This window comes from Nitratidesulfovibrio sp. HK-II, assembly GCF_003402415.2.
Lineage (GTDB): Bacteria > Desulfobacterota > Desulfovibrionia > Desulfovibrionales > Desulfovibrionaceae > Cupidesulfovibrio.
Genome location: NZ_AP036014.1, coordinates 3,448,738 through 3,466,974 on the forward strand (window position 1 = coordinate 3,448,738; position 18,237 = coordinate 3,466,974).

The window sequence follows — 18,237 nt, forward strand, 5'->3', positions numbered from 1 at the left end:
GGCATGCCCGGGGCCTAGGACGTATCAGTCGGCGTCGGCGGCCTTGCTTCCCGCGCCGTGCGCCAGAACGTAGCGCGTGGAGGGTCCCTGTCCCACCTTGTCCAGCACCCGCCGCTTCACCATGTCATGCAGGTCATGGTTGGCCGTCCGCACCGGCAGCCCCCCGCCAATGCAGTTCTGGTACTCCTGCCGGGTAATGGATCCCTGCGCCAGGACACGGCTGTAGGCCAGTTGCTGGCGCTTGTTCAGCGTGTGTCGGCCCGGCCCGCCCACACCGCCATGAAAACCCGCAGCGCCGTCCAGATCGGACCGGCCGGGTTCAGCCACCCCGGACGGTGCCTGTCCCGCCCCTCCGTCGGTCTGTTCGAGGTGCCCACCGTCCGGAAGCTCACGCGGCAAATCGTGCGGCAGGACGTGTGACAGCCCCCCCGCAGTATCGTCCTTCTCCACGTCTCCATCCCTTTTCACCAGAGCCAGACGCCCCGCATCGCCCTCGAGCACGATGTCCTCGGCTTGGATGACGTTGCTCTCCGCCATCACCGCCGCATTGGTGATGCGGTTGATGAACTCTCGCACGTTGCCCGGCCAGTCGTGCCCCATGAGCTTGTCGATGGCGCCGTTGCTGAAGCCCAACCCTTGCTTGCCCGCCTTTTTTTCCGCGTTCACCAGGCAACGCACGGCCAGCAGCGGAATACTTTCCTTGTGTTCGCGCAGGGGCGGCGTGGACAGGGTAATGACCTTAAGCCGGAAATAGAGGTCCTCGCGAAAGGCCTTGCGCTCTATGAGCTGTTCCAGGCTCACGTTGGTGGCGGCAATGATGCGCACGTCCACGTCGATTTCCGAATCGCTGCCCAGCGGCTTGATCTTGCGCATGGCCACCGCGCGCAACAGCGCCTGCTGCACCTTGGGTGACGCCGTCTGGATTTCGTCCAGAAAAAGGGTGCCCTGATTGGCGTTGAGAAAGGCCCCCTTGCGCTCGCTCTTGGCCTCGGTGAAGGCCCACTTCACGTGACCGAACAGCGTGTCGAGCAGCAGGTTCTCGTCCAGCGCGCCACAGTCCACGCAGATGAACGGCCCGCCGGAGCGTCGGCTGTGCCGGTGGATGGCCTCTGCCGTAAGCTGCTTGCCGGTGCCGGTCTCGCCCACGATGAGCACGTCCACGTCCACGCGCGCGGCCTTCAGCACATCGCTCTTCAACTGCTCGATCTTCGGCCCAAGACCGCAGAATTCCGGCAGGCCCCCTTGCAACGCCCCGGTAATCTGCGCCTGCAACTGATCGTCGATGACGGCCCTGCGCCGCATGTTCACCGCCCGCAACGCCTCGTCCTTTGAACGGATAAGCTCGGACTGATGGCGCATGCGCTCGATCATCTTGTTCACCGCATCCCGGAGCATGCCCGTCTCGTATCCGGAATGCGGAATGTCCACCGGGGTCATTTCCTGCGAGGCCCATGCGGTGCTCACCGCATGCGTCATCTTGAGGATGGGCTTCGCGATGACCCGGCTCACCAGATAGACCAGTGCGGCTATCAGGGCGATGGTGCACAGGGTTATGAGCAGCATGATGTCGATATGGCGGTACCCTGCGGTCAGCGTGAGTTGGCTGCGATCCATGGTGGCGATGCCCGCATACACCACCGGGGCCTGTTCCGGGCGGGTGGTGAAGCGCACGGGTGCATAGGCCTGGATGCAATCACGCGGAAGGCCCGTCTGGGGCGTATCCGCCGTGAAGTCGGCGCTGGTCAGGGTTGCCAGGCCGGACCGGCCCTCATTTATCGCGCGCACCATCCGCCAGAACGGCTTGTGCAGCGAACTTGGCCGAAACGCACAGGAAATGTACGGATTGCCCAGCGTCCCCTCGAACCCCGCGCGGGCGAGATACGTGGCCAACGGTGGATCCTGCTTATCGATGTCCTCGGACTGGAACAGTTCCCAGCCGTCCGTGTCGAACATGAAGCTGTACAGTATCTCGTCGTTGTACTGCACGCCCCGCAACGGCGACTGGGCCGAACTGTACAGCGAAAGAACGTCGCGGATCTGGCGCACGTCCAGGGCCAGCAGCAAATGCCCCCGTTCGCCCCCGGGCGTGACGTACGGCGTGGCCATGCGGATGACCTGTGAAGACACCTTGCGATTGGGATTGGTTTCGGAGGGGAAGGGATATTCCACCTCCATGACCGGCGATATCCAGACTTCACCGGACTCCAGCGGGGGCAGCTTTTCGATGAACAGGAACGGATTGGGGTGGATTTTGTCCAGCCTGTTCTCCGGCAGGGTCAGTATCTCGCCATCGTTGATGACGAAGAAGGTATGGCCGCCTTCCTTTTGCGAGATCTTGGCAAGCTCGCAATATCTAGTACCGGAAATGGCCAGACGACGCTCCAGAAAGCCCCGCAGCAGCCTGTCTTCACCCGCCTGCTGTTCGGCGATGAGCAGGTCCTGCCTGCAATGCCCCAGAAAGTCCTCCACCTGCCGGGCCATGGCCTGGGTCTGGACGGCCGCGATGCGCTCCAGCCCAGTCTGGATGAATGTGTTGGAAAGCAGGTGGGTAAGATAGCCGGTAACCGCCAGGGTCAGAACCACGGGGGGCAACAGGGCCAGCATGAGTTTGCCCTTGAGGGTCATGTCCCTGAACCAGTTGAAGGTATTCGACAGTTTTTCGAAGACGCTCCGTCCCATATCCGGCATTGCCAAAACTCCTTCTTGAAATTCGGAAGCATGGAACTCCACGCCAGCCCACCTTGCGATATCGCTTGCCAGAAGCAGCGTCAACCCGCCTATTGCAACCCCCTGCAAACACGAAAAGTAACGCCTTTCTCGCCAACCGCCCTGCCAACCTTCGAATGGCCCGAGGTTTGCTTTTATTGCGAAACAACGGGCTCGCAGCCACAGCGCAACCCCGGAAACAACGTATCGGCATTACGCCGGACGGAAACGGGACAACCCCATACCTTCGGAGGAGTACATGTACAGGAAACTGGCCAAGCTGGGCGGCCTTGCAGCTCTGGTGCCCATGCTCGTGCCGTCGTCGCTCTGGGCGGCGGGTGGCAAGGCGGCGGAACTTGTCGTGGTGGCGGACACGCGGGTGCTCACCTCACCCGTGAACCGATATTTCGCGAACCTCTACAACACCGACATTCTGGTCTTCGCCGTATGGGCCGTGGTGCTCACCGCCCTGCTGGGGTGCATCCTCGGCGTCATCATGGACCGCATCATGATGTCCACCGGCATCGACCTGACCAAGCGCAAGATCATCGAGCACTAACCGGAGCAAACCACCAGGAGTGAACTAAACATGGAATGGTTGTACATGCACATGCCCATTTCGGGCGTGAACATCCTGTGGCCCGGTCTTGTGCTCATCGGCTTCTCGGTGGGCGTCATCGGCGGGTTCTTCGGCATGGGCGGCGCGTGGATGGTGACCCCCGGCCTCAACATCCTGGGCTTTCCGATGGCCTTTGCCATCGGTACGGACATCGCGCACATCGCCGGCAAGTCCATGATCTCCACCATCCGGCACTCGAAGTTCGGCAACGTGGACTACAAACTCGGCATCGTCATGCTTGCAGGGACCATGGTCGGCATTGAGATCGGCGCGCAGATCGTCATGCATCTCGAACGCATCGGCCTTGTGGGCAGCGTGGTGCGCTGGGTATACGTGGTGGTGCTTGCGCTCATCGCCTTCATGGTCTTTGCCGACTACGCAAAGGCCGTAAGCAAGCGCAAGCGCGGCGAACTGGGTGAACACGGCGCGGAAGGAATCACCTGGTACAAGACCATGCACCGCATCAACATTCCGCCCATGATGCACTTCCGCGAAGCCGGCATCACCTGCTCCATGTGGCTGCCCATCATCGTCAGCCTGGCCACGGGCGTCCTGGCCGGCTTCCTGGGTATCGGCGGTGGCCTGCTGCGCATGCCTGCCCTTGTCTACCTGATCGGTTGCCCCACTCACATCGCCGTGGGTACCGACCTGTTCGAAGTCATGGTCTCCGGCCTTTACGGCGCCTTCACTTACACTCTCAAGGGCCGCATCGAAATCGTGGCCGTGTTCGTAATGCTTACTGGCGCCGCCATCGGCGCGCAGATCGGCACCGTGGCCACCAAGTACGCCAAAGGCTACGGCATCCGCGTTGCCTTCGGCCTCGCGGTCCTCGCCTGCATGGTTTCCATCATCCTCAAGCAGTACAAGATGAACGATGCAGCCGCCGTGGTCATCCTTGGCGCCATCGGCCTCATCTGCCTGTGGATATGCAAGATCATGTTCACCGGTGCCGCCCACGAACTGCGGATGAAGAACGCTGGCCTGGCCACCGAATAGCCCCACCGGGCACCGATGCACACGCAATACGGAGTGGAGAAATGAGGAAGTTCGCCATTTTCAGCGCCACAGCGCTGCTTTCCGGCCTGCTTGCGGCGGCCCCGGTCCTTGCCGCGGAAGTCATTCAGGGCAAGTGCCTGGACGTCAACCCCCAGGCAAAGACCCTCACCATCGAGGAATACGACATCAACTTCGACAAGGACTACAAGTTCGGCCATCCCACCGGGGTCAACACCACGGTGGACCTGACCAGGGCCAAGATCGGCATCGACCCGGTGCCCGGCGACATCCTGCGCATCGCGTACGACGCCGAAAAGGACAAGAAGGTTGCCCTGAAGGTGATGAACATCACCAAGCAGAACCTGATGAAGAAGTAGCCCCTGCCGCGGCCCGCCCCCGCCCCCCTTGACCGCATCCTCTCGGGGGCGGGCCCTTTAACCAATCTGGTACGCACAAGGAGCGGCGCATGAGCAGATCTTCGTACAACCTGAAGCAGGCACTGGTGGTGGTGACGCAGGACGTGCTGCTGCTGGCGGAACTGGCACTGGCCATTTATCTTGGCAGCCGGAATCCCGATGACCTGTCGGGCATCTTCCTGCGCACCTTCATTCCCCTGGCCGCCCTTACGGTCTTTGCCTCGCGCTTGGCCATCCGTCGCCTGACCGCCGCAAGCCCCACCACCGTGCCCACGGAAGCCTGACATGGCCCGACTGCCGGATGCCCCACGCCTGCCCCGGCGGGACGAACTCGCCTGGAAGGGTCTGACCTGGGTGAGCAGAGCCCTGCTGCTGCTTCTGGTGCTGGCCCTCATGGATACCGTGGCCGGAGGCTTTCTTGGCAGGATACCGTTGCAGGTGGTGCGGGGCGAAGCAGAATACCTGACCGCCCAGTTGAACAAGCCCGTGGATGTGGGGACGGGATTCGCGCTGGAGACAGGCCCGGAGGATGCAGGCAGACTTCTGGACTACCGGACAGACGCCGTGGGGCTGACGCTAACGTTCGTCGAGGTTGCCGGGCGCGACTGGCGGGCCCTGGCCAGCGTGGAGCAGGACACTCCCACCGGTATTTACATGCTGCAGGTGTTCCGGCGGGGCGATGCCGTCGCCGACAAGGAACCGGTGCACGATCTGCGCGTGTTCAGCGACCAGGCCGCCGCCAATTCCGTGGCTCCCACCTTCTGTCAGCGGCAACTGGGCTTCCCGCCCTTTTACATCCTGTTCGGTATCGTCCCCCCGCTCGCGGCCTGCTTCTACCTCAGCTTCAGGATTTCCGGACGCAGGCTCGGCAGTCTCGCCGCGCAGGGCATTGCCCCCATCTACCGTCTGACGCGCCGCAAGCAGCACTGGGAATTGCTGGTGGGCCTGGGGTCCATGCACGGGGTCACGGTCGGCAGCAGCCTTGTGGTCCTGAACCGAAACAAGAACCCCGTTGACGAGGCAGAAGTGGACACGGTGGAGCGGGACACCGCACACGCCACACTGCCGCTGGACAGCAAGGTTCAACCCGATTTCCTGGTGATGCTCAAACCCCGGGGCTGAACCGCGCGACCGCCGCGTATCATGGACAGATCAAGGACGGATCAGGGATGGTCCCAAAGCAGCCCGCTCAACGGGAAGGCGGGGCCATCCCCGCAAGGTTACGACATACGGCGCGGAATACCGCGCCGTACGCATTCGCGGGGTCCGCACACGCGGCATGCCGGGCAGCCACAAGCCAATACCGCCATGTCCGCCCGAAACGCATCAGCTAGCCGGACGGCCCCCGCGCCGGAATCAAGCGCCGGACCTATTCTTGCGCCTCGCCGCCGCCCGCCTTTTGCCGCAAGGCCTTGCCGTCGTGCCATGCCCGGCCCACCACGTCGCCCATGGACCAGTAGCGGTTGTCGGGCATGGTCAGCAACATGGGCCGCATCAGCCTGGGGTCTGGCGCGCCGTCACCGTCCAGGCAGTCCTGCGCGCACCATGCCCCGACGATCTCGCCGATGAAAAAGGTGTTGCTGGGCAACTCCACGGCGGTGTGCACCCGGCATTCGATGCCCAGCGGGCATTCGCGGATCAGCGGCGCGGCGTCGAGATGCCCGTGGAACACCTCGAACAGGCCGGACTTGTCCACGCGCGCGCCAGAGGTGATGCCCGTGTAGTCGGTGACCGCCGTCATCTCCACGGTGGGAAAGTTCACGCTGAACTGTCCGCTGGCGGCGATGGCCCCGTGGCTGAAATTGCGCCGGTTGATGGCCACGCCCAGCATGGGGGGCTGGTAGTTGACCCGCGTCAGCCAGGCCACGGCCATGAAGTTGGGCCTGCCGTCGGCCATGCAGCCCACGATGGTCTGGGCCATGGGCACCACGAAGGCGTTGGGGGCGATGTCGACGCGCCCCGAGATGGTCGGGGAACTGGTCGTCACGTTGTCTGCCATGGGGGCCTCCTCCCCGTCGGGGGATGCGGAAGGGGGAAATGCGAAAGTGCAAAGGGGCCGTGTCGCCACGGCCCGGCAGGGTAGCGTTCCCGCTACTTCACCAGCCGCCACAGGCGCACGTCGGAGGGCCCTTCGAAGACCTCTGCCGCCGCCTCGCGGAAGGCCAGCAACTCGGGCGTGGCCAGATGCGCGTCCAGGGCCTCCCTGGACGTCCACTGTTCGATGAAGGTGAAGTTGCGCGGTGCGTCCAGTTGCTGCTGCGCCTCGTAGCGCAGCATGCCCGCGTGGCGCTGCGTGGCGGCCACGATGCCCGCGATGAGTTGCGCGGCGCGGGCTTCGCTGCCGGGACGGGCGGTGAGCATGGCGGTGACGGCCACGGGAGTATCGGCTTGCGACATGATATGTGCTCCTTGCGCTGTGTTGAAAGATGATCCCGCCGATGGTGCTCCACCGCGCGGATGGTGCCGGAGTTTCGCGCAATGGAACATTTTCGGCAAGTACGCACCAGAAAGATACCGACACACCTTCAGGTGTCCTGTCACGAACTGCATTTTGCCCGTGACCCGCCCTTGTAAGCGACCGCTTACACAAGTAGAATGCTGCCGCACAGACGCATCACCAGCGAGCATCACACTGGAATATCAACACAAATTACCATCTGCTCCGATCGACGCGGCGGGCGTCCCCGCCATGCCCGTCCGACATGCTGCATGGCGTTCCGCCGCAACATCGAGGTCACCGTGCCCGCCACACCCACGAACGCTTCCCCGCCGCCGCACGCGGGTGCCACGCCCACCCTGCGCGAACTGTTCCTGACCTTCCTGCGCCTGGGGGCCACGGCCTTCGGCGGGCCCGCCATGCTGCCCGTGGTGCGCGCCATGGTGGTGGAGCGCAAGGGCTGGATGGACGAAGCCGCGTTCCGCTCCGGCGTGGCCCTGTGCCAGGCGGTGCCGGGCGCCACGGTGATGCAGGTGGCCTCTTACGTGGGCCTGCGGCTGCGCGGCACGCCCGGCATGCTGGCCGGATTCTTCGGGTTCACCCTGCCCGCGTTCCTGATGATCACCCTGCTCTCGGCCATGTACTGGAAAAACCGCGAACTGCCCGCCATCATGGCCGCGTTCATCGGCCTGAAGGCCGTCACCGTGGCCCTGATGGTGTCCGGGCTGCTCGACTTCGGCAAACGCTACCTGCGCATGGGCATGGATTGGGTGATCGGGGCCGGGGTGTGCGGATTGACCCTGCTGGGCGTCCACCCCATCGTGCCGGTGCTGGCGGCTGCCGGGGCTGGCGTGCTGGCATACCGCGACGGCGACGCCACACCCGTTGGCGCGCCCGGCAACGCTCCCGGCGGTCCGCTCAACCTGCCGGGCAGCTTGGCCGCGTTGCGCGGCCTGCTGGCGGGGCTGGCCGGGGTGGCCGTGGCGCTGGCAGTGCTGGGGGCCCTGCGGCCCGACCTGTTCGCCCTGGCCGTGTCCATGCTGCGCACCGACCTGGTGGCCTTCGGCGGGGCGCTGGCGGCCCTGCCGGTGATGCGCCACGAGGTGGTGCACCTGCGGGGCTGGATGAGCGACGCCGCCTTCCTGGACGGGGTGGCCATCGGCCAGGTGACGCCCGGCCCCATCATCCTCACCGCCGCCTTCATCGGCTGGCGGGTGGACGGCCTGGTGGGGTCGGTGGTGGCGGGCCTCGCCATCTTCACGCCGTCGCTGTTCTTCATGCTGGGCGCGGAGCGGCTGGTGGCGCGCATAGAGCATTCGCGCATCTACCGCCGCGCCGTGCGGGCCACGCTGGCGGGCTTCACCGGCCTGCTGGGGTACCTCGCCATCACCGTGGCCCAGGCCCTGCCCCCCACGCCCCTGCCCGCCGCCATCGGCGTGGCGGCCTTCGCCGCGCTGCGCGCCGGGGTGGACGTGTTGTACGTGGTGGGCGCGGGTGCGCTGGCCTCGTGGCTGCTGGCCTGATTGCGGCCCGTTCCCCCTGCATCTTCCCCCCTCGGCATGCGTCTTCGCCAGCGACGGGTCCATACGAAAGGCGGCGGGATTGCTCCCGCCGCCTTTCGTGACATGCATCGCCATGCGTCGTCATGTCGCCGCGCGCCCACGCGCGGAAAGATCCGGTGCCCCTATGCCGCCTTGCAGGGGGTGGGCAGGTAGGGCAAATCCACCAGCCGCTCGTCCAGCGGAAAGCGCACGCCGCCAGAACGCCAGGCCACCAGGGGCTGCACGCCCCGGCATACGTCGCGGGCCTCGGCCAGGTGATCGCTGCCGATGGGGTCGATGCCCGTCACGGCGGACGCATACGGGTCGCGCAGCACATCCAGCACGGCGCGCACGCTGACGTCGATCATGTCGCGCAGGTAGGCCCGGTCCGCCGCGTGCGGCATGACCCGGTGCATCAGGCGCAACGAACGCCGCCACGACTGCTTGCCGCTGACGGCCACGCTGCCCTGGAACAGCCGCTTCTTGAAGGCGAAGGGCCAGTGACCGCCGTGGGTGGCCTGAAGCAGGGTGCGGTCCGCCGCGCCGTTGGGCAGGCGGAACAGGCGGGCGGCCTCGGCCGCGTCCCATTCCACCATGCGGTCGGCCTGCATCTCGATGTACACGTGGCTCAGCTTGCCGGTGCCGGGTGTGCCGCCCAGCAGGGTGGGCACGTAGTGGTTGTGGGCCACGGTGTCCGCCGCCAGGTGGGAAAGGTAACCGCAGGCGTAGGCGTGCAGGCGCGGGGTGTCCGCCGCCTCGTACAGGGCGTGCCCGGTGCTCCAGTTGTGGCTGTGGCCGGGGGTGACGGTGCAGCCCTTGCCGATGAAGATGTCGGCGGAAAGGCTGCCGTACAGGAAGGCGTCCGGATGGGCCAGCAGGGCGGAGCCCACGGCGGCGGGCAACAGGGATGCGTTCTGCAGCAGCCAGTGCGCGGCCACCATGTGCACGCCCGGCCCCCAGGCGAAGGCCGCGTCGGGCAGCAGCACCACGCACAACGCCGCCAGAACGGCGCACAAAGTCAGGACGCCGCGCGGAGCCGAAGGCGCGCGCGAGGCGGGGGCGGGGATGGCGGGAGAATCGGTATCGGACACGCGCGGGTCGCACGGCATGCCGCACGCAACCGGGTGCAAGGGGGACGTATGCATTCCGAAGGCTACCTTCCGGGAAAACTGCGTTGCGAGCCCCTTGTAATCCCCCTGCCGGGGGTGTCAACCCCACGGTACGCGCCCCCGAACGGCCCGCACCGTCCCGCCCCGCCCTCTTGCATCATGCCGCCATCATTGCATTCCCCCGCAACGCAAACGCGGCGCGCACCGTGCCCCTCGCAAGGGATCGCCACACGCCATGAAACACGCCACGAAAAGCACCATGATGCCGGGGGGCTGCAAGCCCCGTCCGGCGGAGGCAATGCGTGATTTTTTTCCGCTCGGGGGCGGAGAGGATACCCCTACAGGTAGGGCGAGAACAGCCAGCACCCGGCGTCGCGCAGGCGCACCGGCATGCTCCGCGCGTTCAGCGACGCGGCCGACACCTCTTCGGACACGGCGCGCACCGCCTCGAAGTGCTGCCCAAGCTGCCGGGCCACGGAGGTGTCCAGCACCTCCACCGCCAGCTCGAAGTTCAGGCGCAGACTGCGCGGGTCGATGTTCGCGGAGCCCACGTGGGCGTAGCAGCCGTCGATGAGCAGCAGCTTGGTGTGGCAGAACGGCGGCGGCTGGTAGAACACCCGCACCCCGCTTTCCAGCAGCGAGGGCAGCAGGTTGCGGGTGGCCCAGTGCACGAAGGGCAGGTTGTTGCGGCTGGGCAGCACGCAGTGCACGTCCACCCCGCGCAGGGCGGCGGCGCGCAGCCCGCTGATCAGTTCGCGCGAGGGCAGGAAATAGGGCGTCATGATGTGGATGGACTGCTCCGCCCCGGCCACCACGCCCGCCAGCAGGTCGTGCACGCGCTCGAAGCCGAAGCCGGGGCCGTCCAGCACCATGCGGCACAGCGAATCGCCGCAGGGTTCCTCGCGCACCGGGGGGCCGGGGGCGTATTCCCCGGTGACGAAACCCCAGTCGCGCAGAAAGGCCTCCTGCAACTGGGCCACGATGGGGCCGCTGAACAGGAAGTGCAGGTCGGTGACGCAACGGATGCAGCCCTGGGCGGCCATGTGGTTCTGGGCGATGTTCATGCCCCCGGTGAAGCCCACCTTGCCGTCGCACACCAGCACCTTGCGGTGGGTGCGCAGGTTCACCGAAAGCTGCGGCGGCACGAGGTGCGGCGGCAGGAAGCGCTCCACCCGCACTCCCCGCTTCGCCAGCCGCCGCCAGGCGCGCGGCCAGTGGTACAGGCCGCCCACGCCGTCCACGATGACCCGCACGTCCACGCCGCGCGCGGTGGCGTCGGCCAGGGCGTCCGCGAAGCGCTGGCCCGCCTCGCCGGTGCCGAAGATGTAGGTGGTCAGGAAGACGCTGTGCTCGGCGTTGTCGATGGCGTCGAGCATGGCGGGGTAGGCCTGTTCGCCGTTGTGCAGGGGCTGCACGTGGTTGCCCCCGGCCAGGGGCCGCCCGGTGACGGCGTAGCCCACCCTGGCCAGCCGCTCGTACCGCTGCGGCACGATGCCGGCAGGCATGGCCCCCGGCGGCTCGTGTCGGGCCGGGCCGCCGTGCAGGCGGCCGCCCTCGCGCAGGCGGCGGGTTTCCGATTCCTCCAGCAGGCGGGCGGCGCGACTGTGCACGCGGTTGATGCCGAACAGGAAATAGAGCAGCGGCCCGGCCACGGGAAAGGTAAGGCAGACGGCGATCCACCCCAGCGCCGCGCGCGGGTCGCGCTTGTGCAGCAGGGCATGGCCCGCGGCGAACACGGACACCGCGTACATGCCCGCGATAAGCAGCCACTGCAGCGCGCCCAGCGTGAGGGCGGCGGGGGTCATGCCGCGCCCCGTGGCGGCGCGGCGCGCAGGGCGGGTTCAGGCATGGGACGGACGGGCCGGACCATGACGGAACCTAGCGGACCACGAGAACCGGCACCTTGGCCAGATGCAGCACCTGGTGGGTGACGCTGCCCATGATCACGCCGCCCAGATCGCTCAACCCGCGCGACCCCATGACGATGGTGTCGCACCCTTCCTCGTCGCACACCCGCACCACGGCCCGGCCGGGCGCGCCGTCCACGATGCGCACGGAATTGGGCACCCCCAGTTCGTCCAGCAGGGCGCGCGGCTCCGCAAGCAACTGTTCCGCCTCGGCCGTGCACTCGCGCACCAGTTCCTCGCGCGCCTCGCCGCCGATGAGGGCGGGAATTTCGCCAAAGCTGTGCATCAGCACCACGTGCCCCGTGTCGCCGCAACGGGCCAGGTTCACCGCGTGGCGCAGGGCAAGCCGAGAATGTTCCGAACCGTCCATGGGAAGCAGTATTCGTGCATAGGGCATGTCGCGGACTCCTTCGTGCTGGGCGCGCCGGTGGCGCTGCGTGGGTGCACCCCCAGCGTCCGCCCGCCACGCCGATTCCGGCATGCGGGGCGGCTTTCCGCACCATGGCGGGGGGATGCCGATGCATGCACAATGGCACGACTGGCGCGACCTGCGCAACCCCCGTCCCGGCCGGTTGGCCGTTCGCCGGGGGGCCACCGCATGGGCGCGGGCGCACCATGGACGCCCGGCACGGGCTGCCCCCCGCCCCTTCCTGCCCCCCCGGCTTTCTGGTATGCCATGCCATTGGGCCTTCCACGCGCGCCATGTTTCCAAGGGGGACTGCGATGACGGGCGACAAGCTGGACGACGGGGTCATGTTCGCCACCGGCGGCACGGCGGGGGATTCCGCGCCGACGGGACCATCCTCACGGTCAGGGTCGCCCGGCCCATCCGGCGTATCCGATCCCCCCAATGCTTCCGGGCTGCTGCGCGCCCTGCTGGACAACCCCATGGTGGCCCTGTTCCTGCGCGACGGCGCGGGCCGCTACCTGGCCGCCAGCCACCTGTACGCCAGCCTGGCCGGAGTGCCGGGCGCGCAGGTGGTGGGGCGCACCCCGCACGATTTCTTTCCCCCCGCCGTTGCCAACGCCCTGCTGGACGAAGACCGTCGGGTGACCGCCACAGCTGCCCCCCTGCTGTGCGAGCGCATGATGCCCTTCGGGGGCGCCGAACGGGTGTTCCGCGTGGCCAAGCTGCCCCTGCCGCCCGACGTGGCGGGCGAAGGGGGCGTGCTGGGCCTGGCCTTCGACGTCACCGCCATCGTCCAGGCCGAAATCGAGGAAGAGGTGCGCCAGCGCACCGCCGAACTGGCCGAAAGCACCGCCCGCTTCCGCGCGCTGTTCGAACTGGCCCCGGACGCGGTGTACGTGCGCGGCAAGGACGGCCGCATCCTGGACTGCAACCGCACCGCCGAACGCCTGTCCGGCCACCCGCGCGAAACCCTGCTGGCCATGCGCACGGCGGATCTGCTGCCCGAAGACATCGAGGCGCGCATCGACCATCTGCTGGCCGGGTGCCCCGTGACCGATGTCCCTGCCGGGCACGCTGGCGACGCCTGCCCCACCGGCGGGTTCTGCATGGAAGGCCAGTGCCGCACCGCGGGGTCCACCCACGAGGCCGAAGTGAGCGTGGTGCCGCTGCCGCCGTCCCTGTCCCCCGACCATGACCGGAATCAGAACGCGGATCAGGACGGGGGCATGGCCGCGCTGGTGGTGGTGCACGACATTTCCGGCCGCCGCGCGGCGGAACGCCAGGCCCGGCTGTTCGAGCGGGTGTTCCGCAACGCGCTGGAAGGGATCTGCATCACCGACCCGGAAGGGGTCATCGTGGCCGTGAACCCGGCCTTCACCACCATCACCGGGTTTCCGGCCGCCGACGCCCTGGGCAACACCCCGCGCATCCTGAAATCGCACCATCACGACGACGCCTTCTACGAGGACATGTGGCGCGCCCTGGTGGAGGAAGGCCGCTGGGAAGACGAGATATGGAACCGCCGCAAGAACGGCGAAGTGTACCCCGAATGGCTGAGCATCAGCGCCATACCCGGTCCCACCGGACGCACCGAATACTACGTGGCCGTGTTCCACGACATCACGGAACTGAAGGCCAAGGAATCGCAGATCCAGCACCAGGCCAACCACGACGCGCTCACCGGCCTGCCCAACCGCGCCCTGCTGCGCGACCGGCTGGGCATGGCCATCAACGGCGCGCGGCGCGAGGGCCGCAAGGTGGCCGTGCTGTCCGTTGACCTGGACAACTTCAAGCAGGTCAACGACAGCCTGGGCCACATGGTGGGCGACATCTACCTGCAGCAGGCCGCCGAGCAGATGCGCCAACTGGTGCGTCCGCAGGATACCCTGGCCCGCGTGGGCGGCGACGAATTCGTGGTGGTGCTGCAGGACGTGCAGGGCGAACGCGGCGCCGCGCAGGTGGCCGAACGGCTGCTGACCCGGTTCACCGAGCCGGTGCGGGTGCAGGAACACGAACTGTTCGTGGGCGCCAGCGTGGGCATCGCCCTGTTTCCCGACGATGGCGACGACCCGGACACCCTGGTGCGCAACGCCGACATCGCCATGTCGCGCGCCAAGGAACAGGGCAAGCGCCGCTACCATCTGTTCACCCCGGCCATGAACGAACGCGCCGTGCGCCGTCTGTCGCTGGAAGGCGACCTGCACCGCGCCCTGGCCGCGGGCCACATCATCGCCCACTACCAGCCCCGCGTGGACCTGAACACCGGCCTGATCACCGGCATGGAGGCCCTGGCCCGCTGGACCCGCGCCGACGGCAGCCAGGAGCACCCGGCGGAGTTCATCCCCCTGGCCGAATCCACGGGGCTCATCGTGCCCCTTGGCGAGCACATGCTGCGCCTGGCCTGCGCCAGAACCCACGCCCTGCGCGACGCCGGGCACGAAAACCTGCACGTGGCCGTGAACCTTTCCGTGCACCAGTTCCGCCACGCCAACCTGGTGGGCATGGTGGCCGACGTGCTGTGCGAAACGGGCCTGCCGCCGCACCTGCTGGAGCTGGAAATCACCGAATCCACCATCGTCACCGACGTGGACCACACCCTCCGCAAGCTGAACCAGCTGGCGGAAATGGGCATCGCCCTTTCGGTGGACGACTTCGGCACCGGCTATTCCTCGCTCTACCAGCTCAAGAACCTGCCGCTGACCTCGCTGAAGATCGACCGTTCGTTCATCCGCGACATTCCCGACGACCCCAACGACGCCGCCATCGCCGCCACCATCATCACCATGGCCGACAGGCTGGGCCTGCGCGTGGTGGCCGAGGGGGTGGAAACCCCGGAACAGCTCAACTTCCTGCTGCTGGAAGGCTGCCACGAGGTGCAGGGATTCCTGTTCAGCCGCCCCCTGCCGCCGGACGATTTCACCGCGCTGCTGGCCCGGGGCAGGCGGCTGACCGTGCCCCGTGACGGAAACGAGGGCCTGGACGGCATCTGACCGCCAGGCCGCCAGGCAACCCCCTGCCAGGCTGCCCCCCGCACGACGCGAACGCCCCGGCTTCCGGATGTTTCCGGGCCGGGGCGCTGGCGTTGTTGTGTACGGGTGGGACGCGTGCGTGCGGACGCCCGGCCCCGTGCATGCGGCAGAAGGCTGACCCACGCGCGAGAACCGCGCGCGGGGAACGCATGCGGAAGAAGGAACGCGAAAGGACGCCGACTCAGCGGCAGAGCCGCTGCACCAGCCCCATGATGTCGTACACCAGCCGGGCCGCCGCGAAGTCCGCCGCGTGAAAGCCGTCCATGGGGGCCAGCTCCACCACGTCGAAGCCCAGCACCTGCCGCCCGGCCATGACCAGTTCCAGGCAGCGCCGGGCGTCGTACCAGCCTAGGCCGCCGGGCACCGGGGTGCCGGTGGCGGGCATGATGGAAGGGTCCAGCCCGTCCACGTCGAAGGTCACGTAGATGCGTTCCGGAAAGTCCGGCGGCAGCAGCGGGTCAGGGATGCCGTGGCGGGCCAGCGCGGCGGCGTCCAGATGGCCGACGCCCAGCGCGGCGCGGCAGTCCACCTCTTCGCGGCACAGGGCGCGCACCCCGATCTGGAACAGCGGCAGGCCAAGGTCGGCCACGGCGCGGCGCATCACCGCCGCGTGGCTGTAGGGCGTGCCGCCGTAGCTGTCGCGCAGGTCGGCATGGGCGTCGAACTGGATGACCCCAAAAGTGCCGTACTGGCGATGCAGCGCCCGCAGCGCCCCCAGGGTGACGGTGTGTTCGCCGCCCAGCAGCACGGGCAGCCCCCCATGGGACAGGGCCGTGGCCGTGGCGGCCTCGATGCGCGCCAGCACCGCTTCCGCCCCGCCGCAACAGTCCACGGCGGGCGCGGTGTGGATGCCAAGGTCGGCGGGCACCGATTCGCCGTCCCACAGTTCCAGTTGGTCCGACGCGGCAAGGATGGCGGCAGGCCCCGCCGCCGTGCCCCCGCCGTAGGACACGCTCTCTTCGTAGCCCACGGGAATGACATGAAAACGCGCCCCGTCGGGCGCGACATCGTCCAGTTCAGAGGCCAGAAAACGCCCTTGGGCGTGCCGCATGGCAAGCTCCGGTAACGCCTTCCCGCGCGGGAAGGCGGCTGTTTGCCCATTCGCGCGGCCTGACACCCCTGACAGGTCGCGCGCCCTTCCAACAACACCGCCCATCAGGGGGCGGCAGCAGAAACCAGGAAACGAAAAGCGCGTACAGCGCCGCTATCTGCGGCACATAGGCACGGCACGGAGAGTTCGCCCCAGACCGCGCCAGACCGCACCAGACCGAACCAGATAGGGCCAGACAGGGCAAGACCAGCAGAAACCGGCGCAAGGTCCCGCGTGGTCTGTCGCCCCACGGCGGGCTACGCCACCAGGGTACGCGCGCCCTCCACGTCGAAATACGAAAACCACAGAAACCGGCGCAGCCGCACGCGGGCCGGTTCGTCCCAGCGCAGCCGCTTCACCGCCGGGTCCAGCCACACCACCACGCCGTCCACCATGTGCCGGTGAAAGGCGGGCCGCATCCATTCCGGGGGTTGCCCCACGCGCACGGCGGGGGTTCGCACGGGCATGATGCGCGTCGCTCAGCCGCAGCCGCGCGCCGCCTGCATGTACACGATCACGTTGCCGCCGCCCGACAGGATGCGTTCCCGCGCGTTGTCGTCGATGTAGATCATGGCCGCCTCCGGGGCGCGTGGCGCCCGCATGCACACATGCTAGGCATTGCCGGGTGCGGGCGCAAGCGTCGTCGCGCGGGGACGGGGGTCCGCCCGCCGCATCAGGACAGGCGGTACTTGAATGCCTCGTAGCCGAAGGAACGCACCACCTCGCGCCGCGCGCCACGCCCATCCGCACCGGCAGGCCGGTAGCGTGCGATGGCGGGCAGTTGCAGCCCGTTGAAGGTGGTGGTCTTGACCATGCTGTAGATGGCCATGTCCAGAAAGGCCAGCCGGTCGCCGGGTTGCAGGGGCGCGTCGAACGAATATTCGCCGATGACGTCGCCCGCCAGACACGACTTGCCCGCGAAGCGGCAGGTCCACGCCTTTTCGCCCGGCAGGCCGGAGCCGATGCAACCGGGGCGGTAGGGCATTTCCAGCACGTCGGGCATGTGCGCGGCGGCGGAGGTGTCCAGGATGGCGATGGGCATGTCGGCCTGCACCACGTCCAGCACGGTGCACAGCAGCACCCCGGCGTTCAGGGCCACGGCCTCGCCCGGCTCGATGTACACCTGCACCCCGTACTTTTGCTGCATGCGGTCGATGCACCGGCACAACAGGTCCAGGTCGTAGCCGGGGCGGGTGACATGGTGCCCGCCGCCGAAGTTCAGCCACTTCATGCGCGCAAGGTGCGCGCCGAATTTCGCCTGCACCGCGTGCAGGGTGCGGTCCAGCGCGTCGGCGTCCTGCTCGCACAGGGTATGGAAATGCAGACCGGAGATGCCGTCCAGCGCGTCGTCGCCGCGCGCCGCCGCCTCGGCCAGTGCGGCCTCGAAGTGGTGGGGCCGCACCCCCAGGCGCGAACCGGGCGAACACGGGTTGTAGATGGCCACCGCCCCTTCCGAGTGCTCCGGATTGATGCGGATGCCGCACTCGATGGGCCGCCCCGCCGCGGCCACCGCCGGGCGGAACCTGTGCCACTGCGCGAACGAGTTGAACACCAGGTGGTCGGCCAGGGTCACCAGTTCGGCCATGTCCGCGTCGCTGTACCCGGCGGCAAAGGCGTGCACCTCGCCCCCGAACTCCTCGCGGCCCAGACGCGCCTCGTGCGGGGAACTGGCGCAGGTGCCGTGCAGCACCCCGCCGTGGGCGCGCGACAGCAGCGGAAACAGGCTCCACATGGCAAAGCCCTTCAGCGCCAGCAATACCTTGGCCCCGGTGCGGCGCTGCACCGTGTCCAGAATGGCGGCGTTGGCCTCTATGCGCGCCTCGTCCACCACGAAGCACGGGGACGGGAAGCGGGTGGGGTCGAGCTTGGCGAGATAGGCTTGGTCCATCATTCAGGGGGTACTCCTTGCGAAAGCGGAAAACGGGGATGCACCGGCAACAATGTGGCGTTCTGTCGGCCGCGCGGATGCCGGAAAACG

16 protein-coding genes are annotated in these 18,237 nt (G+C 67.6%); 7 read left to right on the forward strand and 9 right to left on the reverse strand.

Annotated elements, in window-relative coordinates:
- Positions 1-24: 24 nt before the first annotated feature.
- Positions 25-2,688: a sigma 54-interacting transcriptional regulator gene (locus RVX_RS14570; protein WP_116307925.1), complete on the reverse strand. Its 2,664-nt coding sequence runs from the start codon at positions 2,686-2,688 to the stop codon at positions 25-27.
- A 277-nt stretch (positions 2,689-2,965) separates the two neighbouring features.
- Between RVX_RS14570 and RVX_RS14575 the strand changes: the two genes are divergently transcribed.
- The 5 genes from RVX_RS14575 (at position 2,966) to RVX_RS14595 (ending at position 5,859) form a co-directional block, all read left to right on the forward strand.
- Positions 2,966-3,265 carry a DVU0150 family protein gene (locus tag RVX_RS14575; RefSeq protein ID WP_116307926.1) on the forward strand — a complete coding sequence of 100 codons (300 nt, stop codon included), beginning with the start codon at positions 2,966-2,968 and terminating at the stop codon, positions 3,263-3,265.
- A gap of 30 nt (positions 3,266-3,295) precedes the next feature.
- Positions 3,296-4,321 (forward strand): sulfite exporter TauE/SafE family protein, encoded by a 1,026-nt coding sequence (locus RVX_RS14580; protein WP_116307927.1) that lies wholly within the window; start codon positions 3,296-3,298, stop codon positions 4,319-4,321.
- 41 nt (positions 4,322-4,362) lie between these two features.
- Positions 4,363-4,698: a hypothetical protein gene (locus RVX_RS14585; protein ID WP_116307928.1), complete on the forward strand. Its 336-nt coding sequence runs from the start codon at positions 4,363-4,365 to the stop codon at positions 4,696-4,698.
- Between the two features lie 89 nt (positions 4,699-4,787).
- Entirely contained in the window at positions 4,788-5,021 is a 234-nt protein-coding gene (locus RVX_RS14590) for a hypothetical protein (protein WP_116307929.1), read from the forward strand.
- 1 nt (position 5,022) lies between these two features.
- Positions 5,023-5,859, forward strand: coding sequence for a hypothetical protein (locus tag RVX_RS14595; protein ID WP_116307930.1), 837 nt, complete (start codon positions 5,023-5,025; stop codon positions 5,857-5,859).
- Between the two features lie 247 nt (positions 5,860-6,106).
- On the opposite strand, the gene RVX_RS14600 is transcribed toward RVX_RS14595, so the two are convergent.
- Positions 6,107-6,736, reverse strand: a complete 630-nt coding sequence (locus RVX_RS14600; RefSeq protein WP_420192358.1) for a flavin reductase family protein — start codon at positions 6,734-6,736, stop codon at positions 6,107-6,109.
- A gap of 92 nt (positions 6,737-6,828) precedes the next feature.
- Entirely contained in the window at positions 6,829-7,134 is a 306-nt protein-coding gene (locus RVX_RS14605) for a putative quinol monooxygenase (RefSeq protein WP_116307931.1), read from the reverse strand.
- Positions 7,135-7,446: 312 nt separating this feature from the next.
- Here RVX_RS14605 and chrA point away from each other — a divergent pair, with 312 nt between their 5' ends.
- Complete coding sequence (gene chrA, locus RVX_RS14610) at positions 7,447-8,697, forward strand: chromate efflux transporter (protein ID WP_116307932.1); 1,251 nt, start codon at positions 7,447-7,449, stop codon at positions 8,695-8,697.
- 161 nt (positions 8,698-8,858) lie between these two features.
- Here chrA and RVX_RS14615 read toward each other — a convergent pair whose 3' ends face one another.
- From RVX_RS14615 to RVX_RS14625, 3 genes are all read right to left on the reverse strand, one after another.
- Complete coding sequence (locus RVX_RS14615; protein WP_230404802.1) at positions 8,859-9,806, reverse strand: zinc dependent phospholipase C family protein; 948 nt, start codon at positions 9,804-9,806, stop codon at positions 8,859-8,861.
- A gap of 356 nt (positions 9,807-10,162) precedes the next feature.
- Positions 10,163-11,629, reverse strand: coding sequence for a cardiolipin synthase (gene cls / locus RVX_RS14620; RefSeq protein WP_116307933.1), 1,467 nt, complete (start codon positions 11,627-11,629; stop codon positions 10,163-10,165).
- Between the two features lie 73 nt (positions 11,630-11,702).
- Positions 11,703-12,128, reverse strand: coding sequence for a universal stress protein (locus RVX_RS14625; RefSeq protein ID WP_007524182.1), 426 nt, complete (start codon positions 12,126-12,128; stop codon positions 11,703-11,705).
- Positions 12,129-12,454: 326 nt separating this feature from the next.
- Here RVX_RS14625 and RVX_RS14630 point away from each other — a divergent pair, with 326 nt between their 5' ends.
- A complete protein-coding gene (locus RVX_RS14630; protein WP_116307934.1) occupies positions 12,455-15,130 on the forward strand; it encodes an EAL and GGDEF domain-containing protein in 2,676 nt (891 codons plus the stop codon).
- A 220-nt stretch (positions 15,131-15,350) separates the two neighbouring features.
- Here RVX_RS14630 and speB read toward each other — a convergent pair whose 3' ends face one another.
- The 3 genes from speB to nspC all read right to left on the reverse strand — a co-directional run bounded on the left by speB (position 15,351) and on the right by nspC (position 18,150).
- Complete coding sequence (gene speB, locus RVX_RS14635; RefSeq protein WP_116307935.1) at positions 15,351-16,220, reverse strand: agmatinase; 870 nt, start codon at positions 16,218-16,220, stop codon at positions 15,351-15,353.
- A 296-nt stretch (positions 16,221-16,516) separates the two neighbouring features.
- Positions 16,517-16,726, reverse strand: a complete 210-nt coding sequence (locus RVX_RS14640; RefSeq protein ID WP_116307936.1) for a hypothetical protein — start codon at positions 16,724-16,726, stop codon at positions 16,517-16,519.
- A gap of 206 nt (positions 16,727-16,932) precedes the next feature.
- Positions 16,933-18,150 (reverse strand): carboxynorspermidine decarboxylase, encoded by a 1,218-nt coding sequence (gene nspC, locus RVX_RS14645; RefSeq protein ID WP_116307937.1) that lies wholly within the window; start codon positions 18,148-18,150, stop codon positions 16,933-16,935.
- Between the last annotated feature and the right edge of the window lie 87 nt (positions 18,151-18,237).

What these genes read in the sequence shown, in the direction of transcription:
- RVX_RS14570 (WP_116307925.1), bottom strand. Translation starts at nt 2,688, where the DNA reads ATGCCGGATATGGGACGGAGCGTCTTCGAAAAACTGTCGAATACCTTC.
- RVX_RS14575 (WP_116307926.1), top strand. Translation starts at nt 2,966, where the DNA reads ATGTACAGGAAACTGGCCAAGCTGGGCGGCCTTGCAGCTCTGGTGCCC.
- RVX_RS14580 (WP_116307927.1), top strand. Translation starts at nt 3,296, where the DNA reads ATGGAATGGTTGTACATGCACATGCCCATTTCGGGCGTGAACATCCTG.
- RVX_RS14585 (WP_116307928.1), top strand. Translation starts at nt 4,363, where the DNA reads ATGAGGAAGTTCGCCATTTTCAGCGCCACAGCGCTGCTTTCCGGCCTG.
- RVX_RS14590 (WP_116307929.1), top strand. Translation starts at nt 4,788, where the DNA reads ATGAGCAGATCTTCGTACAACCTGAAGCAGGCACTGGTGGTGGTGACG.
- RVX_RS14595 (WP_116307930.1), top strand. Translation starts at nt 5,023, where the DNA reads ATGGCCCGACTGCCGGATGCCCCACGCCTGCCCCGGCGGGACGAACTC.
- RVX_RS14600 (WP_420192358.1), bottom strand. Translation starts at nt 6,736, where the DNA reads ATGGCAGACAACGTGACGACCAGTTCCCCGACCATCTCGGGGCGCGTC.
- RVX_RS14605 (WP_116307931.1), bottom strand. Translation starts at nt 7,134, where the DNA reads ATGTCGCAAGCCGATACTCCCGTGGCCGTCACCGCCATGCTCACCGCC.
- chrA (WP_116307932.1), top strand. Translation starts at nt 7,447, where the DNA reads ATGGCGTTCCGCCGCAACATCGAGGTCACCGTGCCCGCCACACCCACG.
- cls (WP_116307933.1), bottom strand. Translation starts at nt 11,629, where the DNA reads ATGACCCCCGCCGCCCTCACGCTGGGCGCGCTGCAGTGGCTGCTTATC.
- RVX_RS14625 (WP_007524182.1), bottom strand. Translation starts at nt 12,128, where the DNA reads ATGCCCTATGCACGAATACTGCTTCCCATGGACGGTTCGGAACATTCT.
- RVX_RS14630 (WP_116307934.1), top strand. Translation starts at nt 12,455, where the DNA reads ATGACGGGCGACAAGCTGGACGACGGGGTCATGTTCGCCACCGGCGGC.
- speB (WP_116307935.1), bottom strand. Translation starts at nt 16,220, where the DNA reads ATGCGGCACGCCCAAGGGCGTTTTCTGGCCTCTGAACTGGACGATGTC.
- RVX_RS14640 (WP_116307936.1), bottom strand. Translation starts at nt 16,726, where the DNA reads ATGCCCGTGCGAACCCCCGCCGTGCGCGTGGGGCAACCCCCGGAATGG.
- nspC (WP_116307937.1), bottom strand. Translation starts at nt 18,150, where the DNA reads ATGATGGACCAAGCCTATCTCGCCAAGCTCGACCCCACCCGCTTCCCG.